The following is a 12,983-nucleotide window of genomic DNA, read 5'->3' as shown; positions in this document are numbered from 1 at the left end:
GAGTATTATTGAGCGATAACGTCGTGAAGGGATCCTCTATGAAGCAAATTCGAATGCTCGCCCAGTATTACGTCGACCTGATGATGAAGCTTGGGCTGGTGCGTTTCTCCATGCTGCTTGCGCTGGCGCTGGTCGTTCTGGCCATTGTCGTGCAAATGGCCGTTACTATGGTTCTGCATGGTCAGGTCGAGAGTATCGACGTCATCCGCTCCATCTTCTTTGGCTTGCTCATTACCCCCTGGGCGGTCTATTTCCTTTCCGTAGTGGTTGAACAGCTGGAAGAGTCCCGTCAGCGTTTGTCTAAGCTGGTCGATAAACTGGAAGAGATGCGTGAGCGCGACCTGAAGCTCAACGTCCAGCTCAAAGACAACATTGCGCAGCTGAATCAGGAGATCTCCGATCGTGAGAAGGCGGAAGCCGAACGTCAGGCCACGCTGGAGCAGCTGAAAATCGAAATGAAAGAGCGCGAGGTCACGCAGATCCAGCTTGAGCAGCAATCCTCTTTCCTGCGGTCGTTCCTCGATGCGTCGCCGGACCTGGTGTTTTACCGCAATGAAGATAAAGAGTTTTCCGGCTGTAACCGGGCGATGGAGTTGCTCACCGGGAAAAGCGAGAAGCAACTGATTCACCTGAAGCCGCAGGACGTTTACTCTGAAGAGGCGGCGGCCAAGGTCATGGAGACCGACGAAAAAGTCTTCCGTCATAACGTCTCGCTAACCTATGAACAGTGGCTGGATTACCCGGACGGACGCAAAGCCTGTTTTGAGATCCGTAAGGTGCCCTACTATGACCGCGTGGGGAAACGCCACGGCCTGATGGGCTTTGGCCGCGATATCACCGAGCGTAAGCGCTATCAGGATGCCCTGGAGCGCGCCAGTCGCGACAAGACCACCTTTATCTCCACCATCAGCCACGAGCTGCGCACGCCGCTTAACGGCATTGTCGGGCTGAGCCGTATTCTGCTGGATACCGACCTGACCGCAGAGCAGGAAAAATACCTCAAGACTATTCATGTCTCAGCGGTCACGCTGGGTAATATCTTCAACGATATTATTGATATGGATAAGATGGAGCGCCGTAAAGTTCAGCTTGATAATCAGCCTGTTGATTTCACCAGCTTCCTTGCCGATCTCGAAAACCTGTCTGGCCTGCAGGCGCAGCAGAAGGGACTGAGTTTTGTCATGGAGCCAACCCTGCCGCTGCCGCATAAAGTGGTGACTGACGGCACGCGTCTGCGCCAGATCCTGTGGAACCTTATCAGCAACGCGGTGAAATTTACCCAGAAGGGGCAGGTGGCGGTGCGCATACGCTATGACGAAGGAGATATGCTGCACTTCGAGGTGGAGGATTCCGGGATTGGTATTCCGCAGGAGGAGCAGGACAAAATCTTTGCCATGTACTACCAGGTGAAGGACAGCAACGGCGGAAAACCGGCGACCGGAACAGGCATTGGCCTGGCGGTCTCTAAACGTCTGGCGAAGAGCATGGGCGGCGATATCACCGTTGCCAGCCAGCCGGGCAAAGGGTCAACCTTCACGCTGACGGTCCATGCGCCGGCGGTGGCGGAAGAGGTAGAAGATACCTTCGAAAATGACGATATGCCGCTGCCTGCCCTGCACGTTCTGCTGGTGGAGGATATTGAGCTGAACGTGATTGTGGCTCGCTCGGTGCTGGAAAAACTGGGCAACAGCGTGGATGTCGCGATGACCGGTAAGGCCGCACTGGAGATGTTTGAACCGGGCGAATACGACCTTGTGCTGCTTGATATCCAGCTGCCGGATATGACCGGGCTGGATATCTCGCGTGAGCTGACGCGTCAGTACGCGGCCGACGAACTGCCGCCGCTGGTGGCGCTGACGGCGAACGTGCTAAAAGATAAAAAAGAGTATCTCGATGCCGGTATGGACGATGTACTCAGCAAGCCGCTGGCGGTGCCTGCTCTGACCGCCATGATTAAGAAGTTCTGGGATACCCGTGATGAAGAGGAGAGCACCATGACGTCTGTTGATAGTGCAAAAGCCCAAACGATACTCGATACCGCGATGCTGGAGCAGTATATCGATCTGGTAGGCCCGAAACTTATTACCGATGGTCTGGCGGTCTTCGAAAAAATGATGCCGGGCTATCTGAGCGTTCTGGAATCAAACCTGACGGCCCGGGACCAGAAAGGCATCGTCGAAGAAGGACATAAAATCAAAGGTGCCGCCGGCTCGGTCGGTTTGCGCCATCTTCAGCAGCTGGGTCAACAGATTCAGTCGCCTGATTTACCTGCATGGGAAGATAACGTGGGTGATTGGGTTGAAGAGATGAAACAAGAGTGGCAAAACGATGTTGCGGTGCTTAAAGCCTGGGTCGACGCCAGAAAAAAATGACCCCGGCTTAACCGGGGTGCGCGAATACTGCGCCAACACCAGGGAAATCGTGGCTGCGCCTGTTTTTTTAAAGTTATTTTCGAAAGGGCGCTGCCTGAAAAATTTAGGCCGCACGCAGATAAGATAGCAAATCTTAAATGATTTGTTACATGAATCAGTGAAATGTGTGAAGCATAGCGTTTTAATCAAAATTATTAATGTGCTTCAGCAAGTTGCAGAAAAGGATTGTCATGATGAAAAAGATTGGTGTCGTGCTGAGCGGATGCGGTGTTTACGATGGTTCTGAGATACATGAAGCCGTAATCACGCTGCTGGCCTTGGCTAAGCAGGGAGCGGAGGTTATTTGTTTTGCGCCAGACAAAAATCAGTCGGATGTGATTAACCATCTGACCGGTGAACCAATGGCGGAAACCCGTAATGTGCTGGTTGAAGCCGCGCGTATTGCGCGAGGTGATATCCATCCTCTTATTCAGGCAGACCCTGCAGAGCTTGATGCGCTCATTGTGCCGGGTGGGTTTGGCGCGGCCAAAAATCTCAGTACCTTTGCCGAGCAGGGCGCGGAGTGTCAGATCGATCCTCATCTCAAAGCGCTGTCGCAGGCCATGCATGCGGCAGGGAAACCGCTGGGCTTTATCTGTATCGCACCGGCGATGTTGCCCAGGATTTTTGATTTCCCGCTGCGCCTGACCATCGGGACGGATATTGATACCGCGGAAATCGTAGAGGAAATGGGGGGCGAACACGTTCCGTGCCCGGTGGATGACATTGTGGTTGATGAAGATAACAAAATAGTCACCACGCCTGCGTATATGCTGGCGCAGAATATTGCAGAAGCGGCTATGGGGATCGAAAAGCTGGTCGCCCGAGTGCTGGTGCTGGCTGAATGAGTCGTCAATCCGGTGCTGGCGCGTGGGTAAAACGTATCCTGTTGCGCATCGTTCTGGTGCTGGCGGTGTTTTGGGGCGGTGGACTCGCCCTGTTCAGCATTATGCCGGTCCCGTTCTCCGCTGTGATGGTTGAGCGTCAGCTCGGCGCGTGGCTCAGCGGTGATTTCGGCTATGTTGCCCATTCTGACTGGGTGAGCATGGACGAGATCTCGCCGTTCATGGGGCTGGCGGTCATCGCAGCGGAGGATCAGAAATTCCCGGAGCACTGGGGATTCGACGTTGCGGCCATTGAGAAGGCGCTAGCCCATAATGAACGCCATGAAAACCGCGTGCGCGGTGCGTCAACCTTGTCGCAGCAGACGGCCAAAAATCTGTTTCTGTGGGACGGCCGCAGCTGGGTGCGAAAGGGGCTGGAAGCGGGGTTGACCCTGGGGATGGAAACGGTCTGGAGCAAAAAACGCATTCTGACCGTGTATCTCAACGTTGCCGAGTTTGGTGACGGGGTATTTGGTGTCGAAGCTGCATCTCAACGCTATTTTAATAAACCCGCCAGCAAGCTGAGCATGTCGGAGGCGGCGCTGCTCGCGGCTGTTCTGCCTAATCCCATCCGTTTTAAAGCCAGTGCCCCGTCAGGGTACGTGCGTAGCCGTCAGGCGTGGATCATGCGCCAGATGCGTCAGTTGGGAGGGGAAGGGTTTATGGAGAGCAATAAATTAATGTAGGGCGGGTAAGCGCAGCGCTACCCGCCTTAATAGCTGACCTTAATCTTCGTCAAACCCTGCATTAAACAGCGCAATCACAGCTGCCAACGCTTCCTCTTCCTGAGGTCCGGTGGCTTCGACTTCAATCTGGCGCCCTTTGGCGGAATCCAGCATCAGCAGCGCGATCACGCTGTTCGCTTCCGCTTCGGTGCCTTCGTCATTTCGCAGCAGAACCTCTGCATCGAAACCCTGCATCAGCTCAAACAGCTTCATCGCCGGGCGTGCATGCATGCCCAGCTTATTGGTGATCTCAACGGTCTGTTTTACGGTCATGTTTTACGTTTTTCCAGCGTGCGATGACGGGACTGAACGTTCTTACCGCGCGAGCGGAAATAGTCGGCCAGCTGTTCGGCGATATAAACCGAACGATGTTTACCACCGGTACAGCCAATCGCTACCGTCAGGTAGCTACGATTGTTTGTCTCCAGCATAGGTAACCATAGCTCAAGGTAGCTTCGCGTCTGGTAGATAAAATTGTGTACTTCTGTGTGCCGGTCGAGGAAGGCCGCGACGGGTTTGTCCAGGCCGGTCATGGGACGCAGCTTCGGATCCCAGTGCGGGTTCGGCAGGAAGCGCACGTCGAAAACATAATCCGCATCAATCGGGATACCGTGCTTGAAGCCAAAGGATTCGAACACCATCGTCAGTTCACGCTCGCGTTTACCCAATAACCGGGTGCGCAGCATTTCTGCCAGCTCGTGAACGGACATCTCAGAGGTGTCGACAATCAGGTCGGCACGAGAACGCAGCGGCTCCAGCAGGTCGCTCTCTTCATCGATAGCACTCTCCAGAGAGAGGTTCTTACTGGAAAGCGGGTGCAAGCGACGGGTATCGCTGTAGCGACGGATTAGCGTATTGCGGTCTGCATCAAGGAACAGCAGCTGAGGCGAGAACGTGTCAGGCAGGTTGCTCATTGCCTGTTCGAAGATCTCTGGCGATTCAGGCATGTTACGGACGTCGATACTGACGGCTGCAGAGGTTTGTCTCTCCGCAAGCGTGCGCGCCAGATCGGGCAACAACACGACCGGCAGGTTATCAACGCAGTAAAAACCCATGTCTTCCAGCGCGCGCAGAGCAACGGATTTCCCCGACCCTGAACGGCCACTGACAATCATCAGCACCATGTTCCGTTTCTCCTCAGGACAACAGATGTGAAGGCCATCTCCTGGTTATGCATCATCCTGATTGCCTTCTGCTTCAGTGATAATTTGGTAGAGCTCTTCATCACTTTGGGCCGAGCGCAGTCGACGGCAAATGGTTTTATCGGCCAGACGTTTTGCGACCAGCGACAGCGTATGCAGGTGGGTTTTCGTCTGATCGGCAGGCACCAGCAGCGCGAAAAGGAGATCGACGGGCTGGTTATCAATGGCATCGAAGGCGATGGGTGTTTCAAGCTGCACAAACACACCAACGGCACGCAGGGTATCCTCTTCCAGTTTGCCGTGTGGGATCGCGATGCCGTTGCCGATACCGGTACTGCCCATTTTTTCACGGGTCAGAATCGCTTCGAACACCACCTGCGGCGGCAGGCCCAGCTGTTTAGCAGCCAGTTCACTGATGATCTCCAGCGCACGTTTTTTGCTCTGGCAGTGAACCGCACTGCGGGTACATTCCTGGTTAAGGACATTGCTCAGTTGAAGAGCGGAATCGTTGTTCATCATAATTTCACCTAAGCGCTAACTGTACAAATGGCCTGTTGTGTTTCACAACAGGCCGTCCTGCACCCGTTAACTGCCCGGACAATTAGTGTTGTTTCAGTTTATCTTTATGTTTATTGAGCTGTCGCGCAAGCTTATCAATCAAGCCGTCGATAGCAGCGTACATGTCTTGCCCTTCCGCACTGGCATGCAGTTCACCCCCGTTAACATGCAGGGTGGCATCCGAGATATGAGTCACTTTCTCCACTTTCAACACAATATAGACCTGATTGATCCTTTCGAAATACTGCTCGAGTTTTGCAAACTTCGCGTTCACGAATTCGCGTAAAGCCTCAGTAATTTCGACGTTTTGTCCAGTGATGTTGAGCTGCATAGTGTCTTCCTTATCGGTTGTGTCAGACCAGCTGTTTACGCTGGTTGGACGGCGGAATGGATAAAGACTCTCGATACTTCGCAACAGTACGACGTGCCACCATAATACCCTGATCGGACAGCATGGTGGTTAACTTACTGTCGCTTAGCGGCTTCGCGGGGTTCTCCGCGGCGATCAACTTCTTCACCAGGGCACGAATGGCCGTTGACGACGCTTCGCCGCCGCCCTCGGTATTCACATGGCTGGAGAAGAAATACTTAAGCTCAAAAATACCGCGTGGACTATGCAGATACTTCTGCGTGGTGACACGGGAAATGGTTGATTCATGCATCTCGACGGCCTGGGCGATATCCGCCAGCACCATCGGTTTCATATACTCTTCGCCCTGCTCAAAGAAAGCCTGCTGCTGTTCGACAATACAGCGGCTGACGCGTAGCAGCGTATCATTTCGGCTCTCAAGACTTTTGATCAGCCATCGCGCTTCCTGAAGATTGCTACGAATATATTGATTGTCGGAGTCGTTACGCACGCTGGTGCACATGGAGGCATACTGCTGGTTGATTTGCAGGCGAGGGATGCTGTCTGAATTCAGTTCAACGACCCAGCGGCCATTGTGTTTTCTGACCAGCACGTCCGGAATAACGTACTCAGGCTCGCTGGTCTGGATTGACTGTCCCGGGCGTGGATCGAGTGACTGGATCAGATTCACCGCTTCTTTCAGCACATCTTCTTTCAGGCGCGTGACGCGCATCAGGGTGCGGAAATCGTGGTTCGCCAGCAGATCCAGGTGATCGCTGATAATCACGCGCGCCTCGTCGAGCCATGGCGTCTCTTTGCTGAACTGAGAAAGCTGGATTAGCAGGCAGTCGCGCAGATCTTTTGCGGCTACGCCTACCGGATCGAAACGCTGGATGCGCTTCAGAACGGCTTCAACTTCCTCAAGCTCTATCTCTTCGTCGCCCATGCTTTCCAGAATATCGTCAAGCGTGACGGTCAAATAGCCGGTGTCGTCAACGGCATCGACAATTGAGGTGGCAATCGCGCGGTCGGTATCGGAGAAGGGAGTGAGTTCCACCTGCCACATCAGGTAATCCTGCAGCGACTGGGTGGTTTCTCCCTGATAGACCGGTAGCTCATCATCCTGGTAGTCCGCACGCGTACCGGAAGGCGTTCCGGCGGTGTAGATTTCATCCCAGCTGGCATCCAGCGGAAGCTCGTCGGGCATCTCTTTTTGTTCGAGTGCGTCGGCGGTATCAAGCGCTTCAGTGTCCTGTGACTGCTGAGTATCTACCTCGTCATGAAGATCGGTTTGTTCCAGCAGGGGGTTGCTGTCCAGCGCCTGCTGGAGCTCCTGCTGAAGTTCTAACGTGGACAGTTGCAACAGGCGAATTGCCTGCTGTAGCTGCGGCGTCATCGCCAGTTGTTGGCTGAGCCTTAATTGCAAACCTTGCTTCATGTTCAGAGCATTTTTCTCCGGTTCGGCGTTACGTTACCTCTACCCTATCAGAGTCTGAAGTCTTCCCCAAGATAGACGCGCTTAACATGATCGTCTTCGAGGATCTGCTGTGGCGTACCGTGGGCGATCAGATTGCCCTGGCTCACAATATACGCGCGTTCACATACGGCCAGCGTTTCACGGACGTTGTGGTCGGTGATCAGTACGCCAAGCCCGCTGTCGCGCAGGTGTTCAATGATACGTTTAATGTCGATAACCGAGATCGGGTCAACACCCGCAAACGGTTCATCCAGAAGGATAAACTTAGGGTTTGCGGCCAGCGCACGCGCAATCTCAACGCGACGGCGTTCGCCCCCGGAGAGTGCCTGACCGAGGCTGTCGCGCAGATGCTCAATGTGGAACTCTTCCATCAGCTCGTTGGCACGATCCTGACGCTGTTCGCTGGTCAGATCGTTACGAATTTGCAGGACCGCCATCAGGTTGTCGTAAACGCTAAGACGACGGAAAATGGAGGCTTCCTGCGGCAGATAGCCGATCCCGCGACGCGCGCGCGCGTGAAGCGGCAGAAGACTGATGTCTTCATCGTCAATGATTATGTTGCCGGCATCGCGCGGCACAATGCCAACGACCATGTAGAAGGTTGTCGTTTTACCCGCACCGTTAGGGCCAAGCAGCCCCACGATTTCGCCGGAGTTGACGGTCAAACTGACATCTTCTACGACACGGCGGCCCTTATAGGCCTTCGCGAGGTTTTTTGCAGTTAATGTTGCCATAACGGATTAGTTACTCTTCTTCTGTGCCGGGGCTTGGCCCTTGCCTTTGTCCTGCAGCTGCGACGGAACCAGTACGGTCGTGACGCGTTTACCTTTCTCGCTGGAGGCCTGCATTTTTTGCTCTTTCACCAGATAGGTGATTTGGTCGCCGGTAATGTTGCTGTCCAGCTGTTCCAGATACGCGTTTCCGGTCAGGATTACCAGGTCCTTCGCCAGCTCGTAGTGCATATGCGAGGCGCGGCCTTTTACCGGCTTGCCATTGTCCTGCATCTGGTAAAAGGTTGCCGGGTTGCCATAACCATCAATGATCTCTTTGCCCTGCTCGCCACCCGGACGGGTAACGACCACTTTGTCAGCGTTAATTTTGATGGTGCCCTGGGTCATGACGACGTTACCCGTGAAGGTGACGACGTTACCCTGCATATCGAGAGACTGGGTGTCGGACTCGATATGAATCGGCTGGTCGGTATCGCCCGTTACAGCAAGCGCGGGGAGACTGGTCGCCAGCATCGCGCTGGCGATAATTACTTTAAGGCTGAGTTTGTTTGTTTTGAATTTCATAGGAGGTTCTAACCTTTTCAATCAGCTCGGCGTTCTTGCTGCGTAAGTTCCCGCGCATTCTCAAACCGCTGGAATTAAATGTTGTGCCATACAGTGTGACCAGATCCTGCGACGTCACGTCCTGGGTTACCAGGTTGATCTGGGCATTATCCGTCGTAATTTTTCGCAGTTGCGAGTCAGCGGTCAGGGCGTTGACTTCAACGTGGCCGTACAGATAAAGCATACGGTCATTTGTCAGTTTGGCCCGATCTGACTTAATTGACCACGTCGGCACTTTGTCTTTATCGAATGTGGTCATCACCGGTTGGGTAAACCACGAAATACCGTCATCTGAAAAATATTCAACATGCTGGGCAATCAGGCGATAGTTCAGCGCGCCTTCCGGGCTGTAGACCACGGTTTCGCTGTGATCGCTTTTATAGGTTGGATCGCTATTGTTAACCACTTCCGTTTGCGTATCGTCGCGATCGGCAAGGTTCACGCCAATCAATACCAGTGCGACTAGCGAAAGCAAAATGATAATCCAGCGTCTGGTTTTACTCATATCGATTGCCCTTTGGCTTCATCAAGCTTGCCCTGCGCCAGCAGGAGCAGATCGCAGACTTCACGGACGGCACCACGGCCCCCGTTGATGTGGGTAACGTAGTCAGCGCGCGGGATCAGCAGCGGATGCGCATCGGCAACAGCGATGCTCAGCCCGACCTCAGCCATCACGGGCCAGTCAATCAGATCGTCCCCAACGTAGGCCACGTTTTCCGGTGCGATAGCCAGTTTACCCAGTAAATCCTTAAACGCCGCCATCTTATCGGACTGCCCCTGATACAGATGAGTAATTCCTAAGGTTTCACAGCGGTCTTCTACCAGTTTAGCTTTTCGCCCGGTGATGATAGCCACCTCCATACCCGAGGTGAGCGCACAGCGGATACCATAGCCGTCGCGGACGTTAAATGCTTTCAGCTCTTCACCATTATTGCCCATGTAAATCAGGCCATCGGAGAGTACGCCATCCACATCCAGGATAAGCAGACGAATGTTTTTCGCCTTTGCCATCATCTGGGTACTGACCGGGCCATAACAGGTTGCAAGGGATGCACCCGCATTACTCATTGTCTTATCCTTCATTACACTACGCCTGCGCGCAGCAGATCATGCATATGTACCACACCCAGCAACTGGTCGCCATCGGCAACCATAACGGAGGTGATATGGCGGGACTGCATCAGGTTCAGCACATCCACGGCCAGCGTACCCGGACGCACGCGGATACCGCCCGGCGTCATCACGTCGGCAATGCCCAGGGTACGGACATCAACACCCATGTCGAACACGCGGCGCAGGTCGCCATCGGTGAAGATCCCCTGAATTTTCATCAGATCGTCGCATACGACCGTCATACCCAGATTCTTACGGGTGATTTCCAGCAGCGCATCACGTAGGGAGGCCTCTTTGCTGACGTGAGGGATCTCATCCCCGGTGTGCATAATATCGTTTACCCGAAGCAGCAGCTTGCGCCCCAGCGCGCCGCCCGGATGGGAAAGCGCGAAATCTTCCGGCGTAAAACCGCGGGCTTCAAGCAGTGCGACGGCAAGCGCATCACCCATGACCAGCGCTGCGGTGGTGCTGGACGTTGGCGCCAGGCCGAGCGGACAGGCCTCCTTGGGAACCTTCACGCACAGGTGAATATCGGCCGCACGCGCCATGCTACTTTCCGGACGGCTGGTCATGCAAATAAGCGGAACCTGCAATCGTTTCAGTACCGGGATCAGCGCCAGAATTTCATTGGACTCGCCGGAGTTAGACAGTGCGATGACGATATCCTGCGGCGTGACCATACCCAGGTCGCCGTGCGCGGCTTCCCCCGGGTGTACAAAGAAGGAAGAGGTTCCGGTGCTGGCAAATGTTGCCGCCATTTTACGTCCAATGTGGCCGGACTTACCCATCCCCATCACCACGACTTTGCCGGCACAGTAGAACATCTTCTCACATGCCAGACTAAAATCCTGATTAATGTACCGATCTAACTGCGCCAGACCTTCACGTTCAATCTCCAGAACCTCTTTGCCTGCTTTCTGAAAGTCAAAACCCGGCTGCAATTCTATTTGCGACATAATGCGTTTCCGTTTACCCAGAGAGAAGAGGCGAGAGCCAGTACAGCATCGCCATCCATACGATAAATCCACCCGTCAGCAGCGCGCCTGCGCCTTTGCCGATCTGTCGTTGCCGCCGCCAGCAGAGCAGGGCAAATATCACGCTGACCAATAACATCACGCCGTAGTCACGCGAGAACGCCAGGGGATTAAAGGGCCCTGGCGTAATGAGGGCCGGAAGGCCCATCACAATGGCGATATTAAATATGTTGGAACCGATGATATTACCAATGGCAATGTCATCTTCACCTTTACGTGCCCCCGCAATGGCCGTGGCCAGCTCCGGCAGGCTGGTACCGATGGCAATCACCGTCAGACCAATGGTAAGTTCACTGATGGCGAAATAGTTCGCCAGCACCGTCGCGTTATCCACGACCATACGCGTTGCCATCGGCATGATGATCAGCGCAACACCAAGCCAGAGCAGGGCAACAGGCAGCGTGCCTTCTCGCGGAAGTTCGGCGACCTGCTCACGCGTGAGGCTATCCTGACCCTGTTTTTCCGCCTGACGGGCGATTTTAACACTATACAGCAACCAAATGACGGCCAGCGCCAGCAGGAAAATACCGTCGCTGTAGCTCAGTACGCCATCGTAAAATACGCAGCCTGCCAACAGGCTTACGATTAACATTAGCGGCAATTCACGGCGCAGAACATCAGAATGCACGCGAAATGGATGGAGCAGTGCGGCCAGGCCTAAAATCAAGAGTATATTGACGATGTTAGAGCCAATCGCGGTGCCTACTGCAAGGTCTAACTGACCATGCAGCGATGCCGAGACAGAGACGATGATTTCAGGAAGTGACGTTCCGACACTGACCACGGTCATCCCGATGACGACAGGCGGTACGCCCGTCAGGCGACACAGGATAGATGCAGCAAATACTAAACGGTCAGCACTGTAGACGACCAAAAGTAAACCAATTATTAACAGTGCTGTTGCTAAAAGCATCAAAAGTCCTTTCTTCAGGTATACTCGTCGGTCCATCGCGCGTGAACGGCTGGACTGCATACAGTCTGAGGCGTAACGAATTCCTAATTTTGACTTTATGCGCCGGAAAAGTAAAACAAATGCCAGCTTTCGCTAACCTCTACGGTTATTATTCTGTAAAAATGCTGAGTTTAGGGCTGATTCAGGCTACATGCCTTAACGTGAGCAGGATAAGAAAGGAACTATAAATGAGCCAAACCATGGCGAATTTAGTCGATGTCCGCGGGGTGAGTTTTTCTCGCGCCAACAGATTGATATTTGATGATATTTCGTTGACCGTTCCGCGTGGCAAGATCACTGCCATTATGGGGCCGTCCGGGATCGGTAAAACGACCCTGCTTCGCCTTATTGGTGGGCAGATCCCACCGGATAGCGGTGAAATCCTCTTTGATGGCGAAAACATCCCGGAGATTTCGCGCTCGCGCCTGTATACTGTCCGCAAACGCATGAGCATGCTCTTTCAGTCGGGCGCCTTGTTCACCGACATGAACGTCTTTGATAACGTGGCTTATCCGCTGCGCGAGCATACCAGTCTGCCACCTGAACTGCTGAAAAGCACGGTGATGATGAAGCTCGAAGCCGTTGGCTTGCGGGGAGCCGCGAAGCTGATGCCTTCGGAGCTGTCCGGCGGCATGGCGCGCCGCGCCGCGCTGGCGAGAGCCATTGCATTAGAACCTGATTTAATCATGTTCGACGAACCGTTTGTTGGACAGGATCCCATTACGATGGGCGTGCTGGTGAAGCTCATCTCTGAGCTGAACAGCGCGCTTGGCGTCACCTGCATTGTGGTGTCTCACGATGTACCGGAAGTATTGAGCATTGCCGATTACGCCTATATCGTGGCGGACAAAAAGATCGTCGCACACGGTAGCGCTCAGGCGCTGCAGGAAAATTGCGATCCGCGTGTTAGACAGTTCCTCGACGGTATTGCCGATGGCCCTGTGCCGTTCCGCTACCCGGCAGGCGACTATCGTGACGATTTACTGGGAATAGGGAGTTAAGCC

General features: G+C 54.0%; 15 protein-coding genes. 4 read left to right on the top strand and 11 right to left on the bottom strand.

Annotated features, from left to right (window positions below; genetic code table 11):
* The first annotated feature begins 38 nt into the window (after nucleotides 1-38).
* The 3 genes from arcB to mtgA all read left to right on the top strand — a co-directional run bounded on the left by arcB (nucleotide 39) and on the right by mtgA (nucleotide 3,981).
* Nucleotides 39-2,372, top strand: coding sequence for an aerobic respiration two-component sensor histidine kinase ArcB (gene arcB / locus PUP35_RS19495; protein WP_252093502.1), 2,334 nt, complete (start codon nucleotides 39-41; stop codon nucleotides 2,370-2,372).
* 233 nt (nucleotides 2,373-2,605) lie between these two features.
* Nucleotides 2,606-3,259, top strand: coding sequence for an isoprenoid biosynthesis glyoxalase ElbB (gene elbB / locus PUP35_RS19490; RefSeq protein ID WP_274243317.1), 654 nt, complete (start codon nucleotides 2,606-2,608; stop codon nucleotides 3,257-3,259).
* Nucleotides 3,256-3,981 (top strand): monofunctional biosynthetic peptidoglycan transglycosylase, encoded by a 726-nt coding sequence (gene mtgA, locus PUP35_RS19485; protein ID WP_127732416.1) that lies wholly within the window; start codon nucleotides 3,256-3,258, stop codon nucleotides 3,979-3,981. Before elbB ends, mtgA begins: the two co-directional genes overlap by 4 nt.
* 39 nt (nucleotides 3,982-4,020) lie before the next feature.
* Here mtgA and npr read toward each other — a convergent pair whose 3' ends face one another.
* From npr to PUP35_RS19430, 11 genes are all read right to left on the bottom strand, one after another.
* Nucleotides 4,021-4,293 carry a PTS phosphocarrier protein NPr gene (gene npr / locus PUP35_RS19480; RefSeq protein ID WP_003861872.1) on the bottom strand — a complete coding sequence of 91 codons (273 nt, stop codon included), beginning with the start codon at nucleotides 4,291-4,293 and terminating at the stop codon, nucleotides 4,021-4,023.
* Complete coding sequence (rapZ, locus tag PUP35_RS19475; RefSeq protein WP_008501442.1) at nucleotides 4,290-5,144, bottom strand: RNase adapter RapZ; 855 nt, start codon at nucleotides 5,142-5,144, stop codon at nucleotides 4,290-4,292. The genes npr and rapZ overlap by 4 nt, the downstream gene beginning before the upstream one ends.
* 45 nt (nucleotides 5,145-5,189) lie before the next feature.
* A complete protein-coding gene (gene ptsN / locus PUP35_RS19470) occupies nucleotides 5,190-5,681 on the bottom strand; it encodes a PTS IIA-like nitrogen regulatory protein PtsN (protein WP_008501443.1) in 492 nt (163 codons plus the stop codon).
* Between the two features lie 82 nt (nucleotides 5,682-5,763).
* On the bottom strand, nucleotides 5,764-6,051 hold the full coding sequence (gene hpf / locus PUP35_RS19465) for a ribosome hibernation promoting factor (protein ID WP_111964975.1): 288 nt from the start codon (nucleotides 6,049-6,051) through the stop codon (nucleotides 5,764-5,766).
* 22 nt (nucleotides 6,052-6,073) lie between these two features.
* Nucleotides 6,074-7,507 (bottom strand): RNA polymerase factor sigma-54, encoded by a 1,434-nt coding sequence (gene rpoN, locus PUP35_RS19460; RefSeq protein ID WP_111964974.1) that lies wholly within the window; start codon nucleotides 7,505-7,507, stop codon nucleotides 6,074-6,076.
* A 47-nt stretch (nucleotides 7,508-7,554) separates the two neighbouring features.
* On the bottom strand, nucleotides 7,555-8,280 hold the full coding sequence (gene lptB, locus PUP35_RS19455; protein WP_023309359.1) for an LPS export ABC transporter ATP-binding protein: 726 nt from the start codon (nucleotides 8,278-8,280) through the stop codon (nucleotides 7,555-7,557).
* Nucleotides 8,281-8,286: 6 nt separating this feature from the next.
* Complete coding sequence (gene lptA, locus PUP35_RS19450) at nucleotides 8,287-8,841, bottom strand: lipopolysaccharide ABC transporter substrate-binding protein LptA (protein ID WP_033146750.1); 555 nt, start codon at nucleotides 8,839-8,841, stop codon at nucleotides 8,287-8,289.
* Nucleotides 8,810-9,385, bottom strand: a complete 576-nt coding sequence (lptC, locus tag PUP35_RS19445) for an LPS export ABC transporter periplasmic protein LptC (protein WP_115876356.1) — start codon at nucleotides 9,383-9,385, stop codon at nucleotides 8,810-8,812. The genes lptA and lptC overlap by 32 nt, the downstream gene beginning before the upstream one ends.
* Nucleotides 9,382-9,948, bottom strand: coding sequence for a 3-deoxy-manno-octulosonate-8-phosphatase KdsC (gene kdsC / locus PUP35_RS19440; protein ID WP_274243315.1), 567 nt, complete (start codon nucleotides 9,946-9,948; stop codon nucleotides 9,382-9,384). Before kdsC ends, lptC begins: the two co-directional genes overlap by 4 nt.
* A gap of 14 nt (nucleotides 9,949-9,962) precedes the next feature.
* Nucleotides 9,963-10,949: an arabinose-5-phosphate isomerase KdsD gene (kdsD, locus tag PUP35_RS19435; protein WP_032659705.1), complete on the bottom strand. Its 987-nt coding sequence runs from the start codon at nucleotides 10,947-10,949 to the stop codon at nucleotides 9,963-9,965.
* 13 nt (nucleotides 10,950-10,962) lie between these two features.
* Nucleotides 10,963-11,940, bottom strand: coding sequence for a calcium/sodium antiporter (locus tag PUP35_RS19430; RefSeq protein ID WP_039260412.1), 978 nt, complete (start codon nucleotides 11,938-11,940; stop codon nucleotides 10,963-10,965).
* 227 nt (nucleotides 11,941-12,167) lie between these two features.
* Between PUP35_RS19430 and mlaF the strand changes: the two genes are divergently transcribed.
* Nucleotides 12,168-12,980: a phospholipid ABC transporter ATP-binding protein MlaF gene (gene mlaF / locus PUP35_RS19425; RefSeq protein ID WP_274240985.1), complete on the top strand. Its 813-nt coding sequence runs from the start codon at nucleotides 12,168-12,170 to the stop codon at nucleotides 12,978-12,980.
* Nucleotides 12,981-12,983 lie beyond the last annotated feature (3 nt).

It is taken from the genome of Enterobacter sp. S-33, assembly GCF_028735835.1.
Classification (GTDB): Bacteria; Pseudomonadota; Gammaproteobacteria; order Enterobacterales; family Enterobacteriaceae; genus Enterobacter; species Enterobacter vonholyi.
The sequence above is the reverse complement of the archived record's forward strand: the minus strand, read 5'-3'. Positions and strand labels throughout refer to the sequence as shown.

Bases quoted from the DNA above. Each gene is read 5' to 3' on its own strand.
- arcB (WP_252093502.1), top strand. From the start codon at position 39: ATGAAGCAAATTCGAATGCTCGCCCAGTATTACGTCGACCTGATGATG.
- elbB (WP_274243317.1), top strand. From the start codon at position 2,606: ATGAAAAAGATTGGTGTCGTGCTGAGCGGATGCGGTGTTTACGATGGT.
- mtgA (WP_127732416.1), top strand. From the start codon at position 3,256: ATGAGTCGTCAATCCGGTGCTGGCGCGTGGGTAAAACGTATCCTGTTG.
- npr (WP_003861872.1), bottom strand. From the start codon at position 4,293: ATGACCGTAAAACAGACCGTTGAGATCACCAATAAGCTGGGCATGCAT.
- rapZ (WP_008501442.1), bottom strand. From the start codon at position 5,144: ATGGTGCTGATGATTGTCAGTGGCCGTTCAGGGTCGGGGAAATCCGTT.
- ptsN (WP_008501443.1), bottom strand. From the start codon at position 5,681: ATGATGAACAACGATTCCGCTCTTCAACTGAGCAATGTCCTTAACCAG.
- hpf (WP_111964975.1), bottom strand. From the start codon at position 6,051: ATGCAGCTCAACATCACTGGACAAAACGTCGAAATTACTGAGGCTTTA.
- rpoN (WP_111964974.1), bottom strand. From the start codon at position 7,507: ATGAAGCAAGGTTTGCAATTAAGGCTCAGCCAACAACTGGCGATGACG.
- lptB (WP_023309359.1), bottom strand. From the start codon at position 8,280: ATGGCAACATTAACTGCAAAAAACCTCGCGAAGGCCTATAAGGGCCGC.
- lptA (WP_033146750.1), bottom strand. From the start codon at position 8,841: ATGAAATTCAAAACAAACAAACTCAGCCTTAAAGTAATTATCGCCAGC.
- lptC (WP_115876356.1), bottom strand. From the start codon at position 9,385: ATGAGTAAAACCAGACGCTGGATTATCATTTTGCTTTCGCTAGTCGCA.
- kdsC (WP_274243315.1), bottom strand. From the start codon at position 9,948: ATGAGTAATGCGGGTGCATCCCTTGCAACCTGTTATGGCCCGGTCAGT.
- kdsD (WP_032659705.1), bottom strand. From the start codon at position 10,949: ATGTCGCAAATAGAATTGCAGCCGGGTTTTGACTTTCAGAAAGCAGGC.
- PUP35_RS19430 (WP_039260412.1), bottom strand. From the start codon at position 11,940: ATGCTTTTAGCAACAGCACTGTTAATAATTGGTTTACTTTTGGTCGTC.
- mlaF (WP_274240985.1), top strand. From the start codon at position 12,168: ATGAGCCAAACCATGGCGAATTTAGTCGATGTCCGCGGGGTGAGTTTT.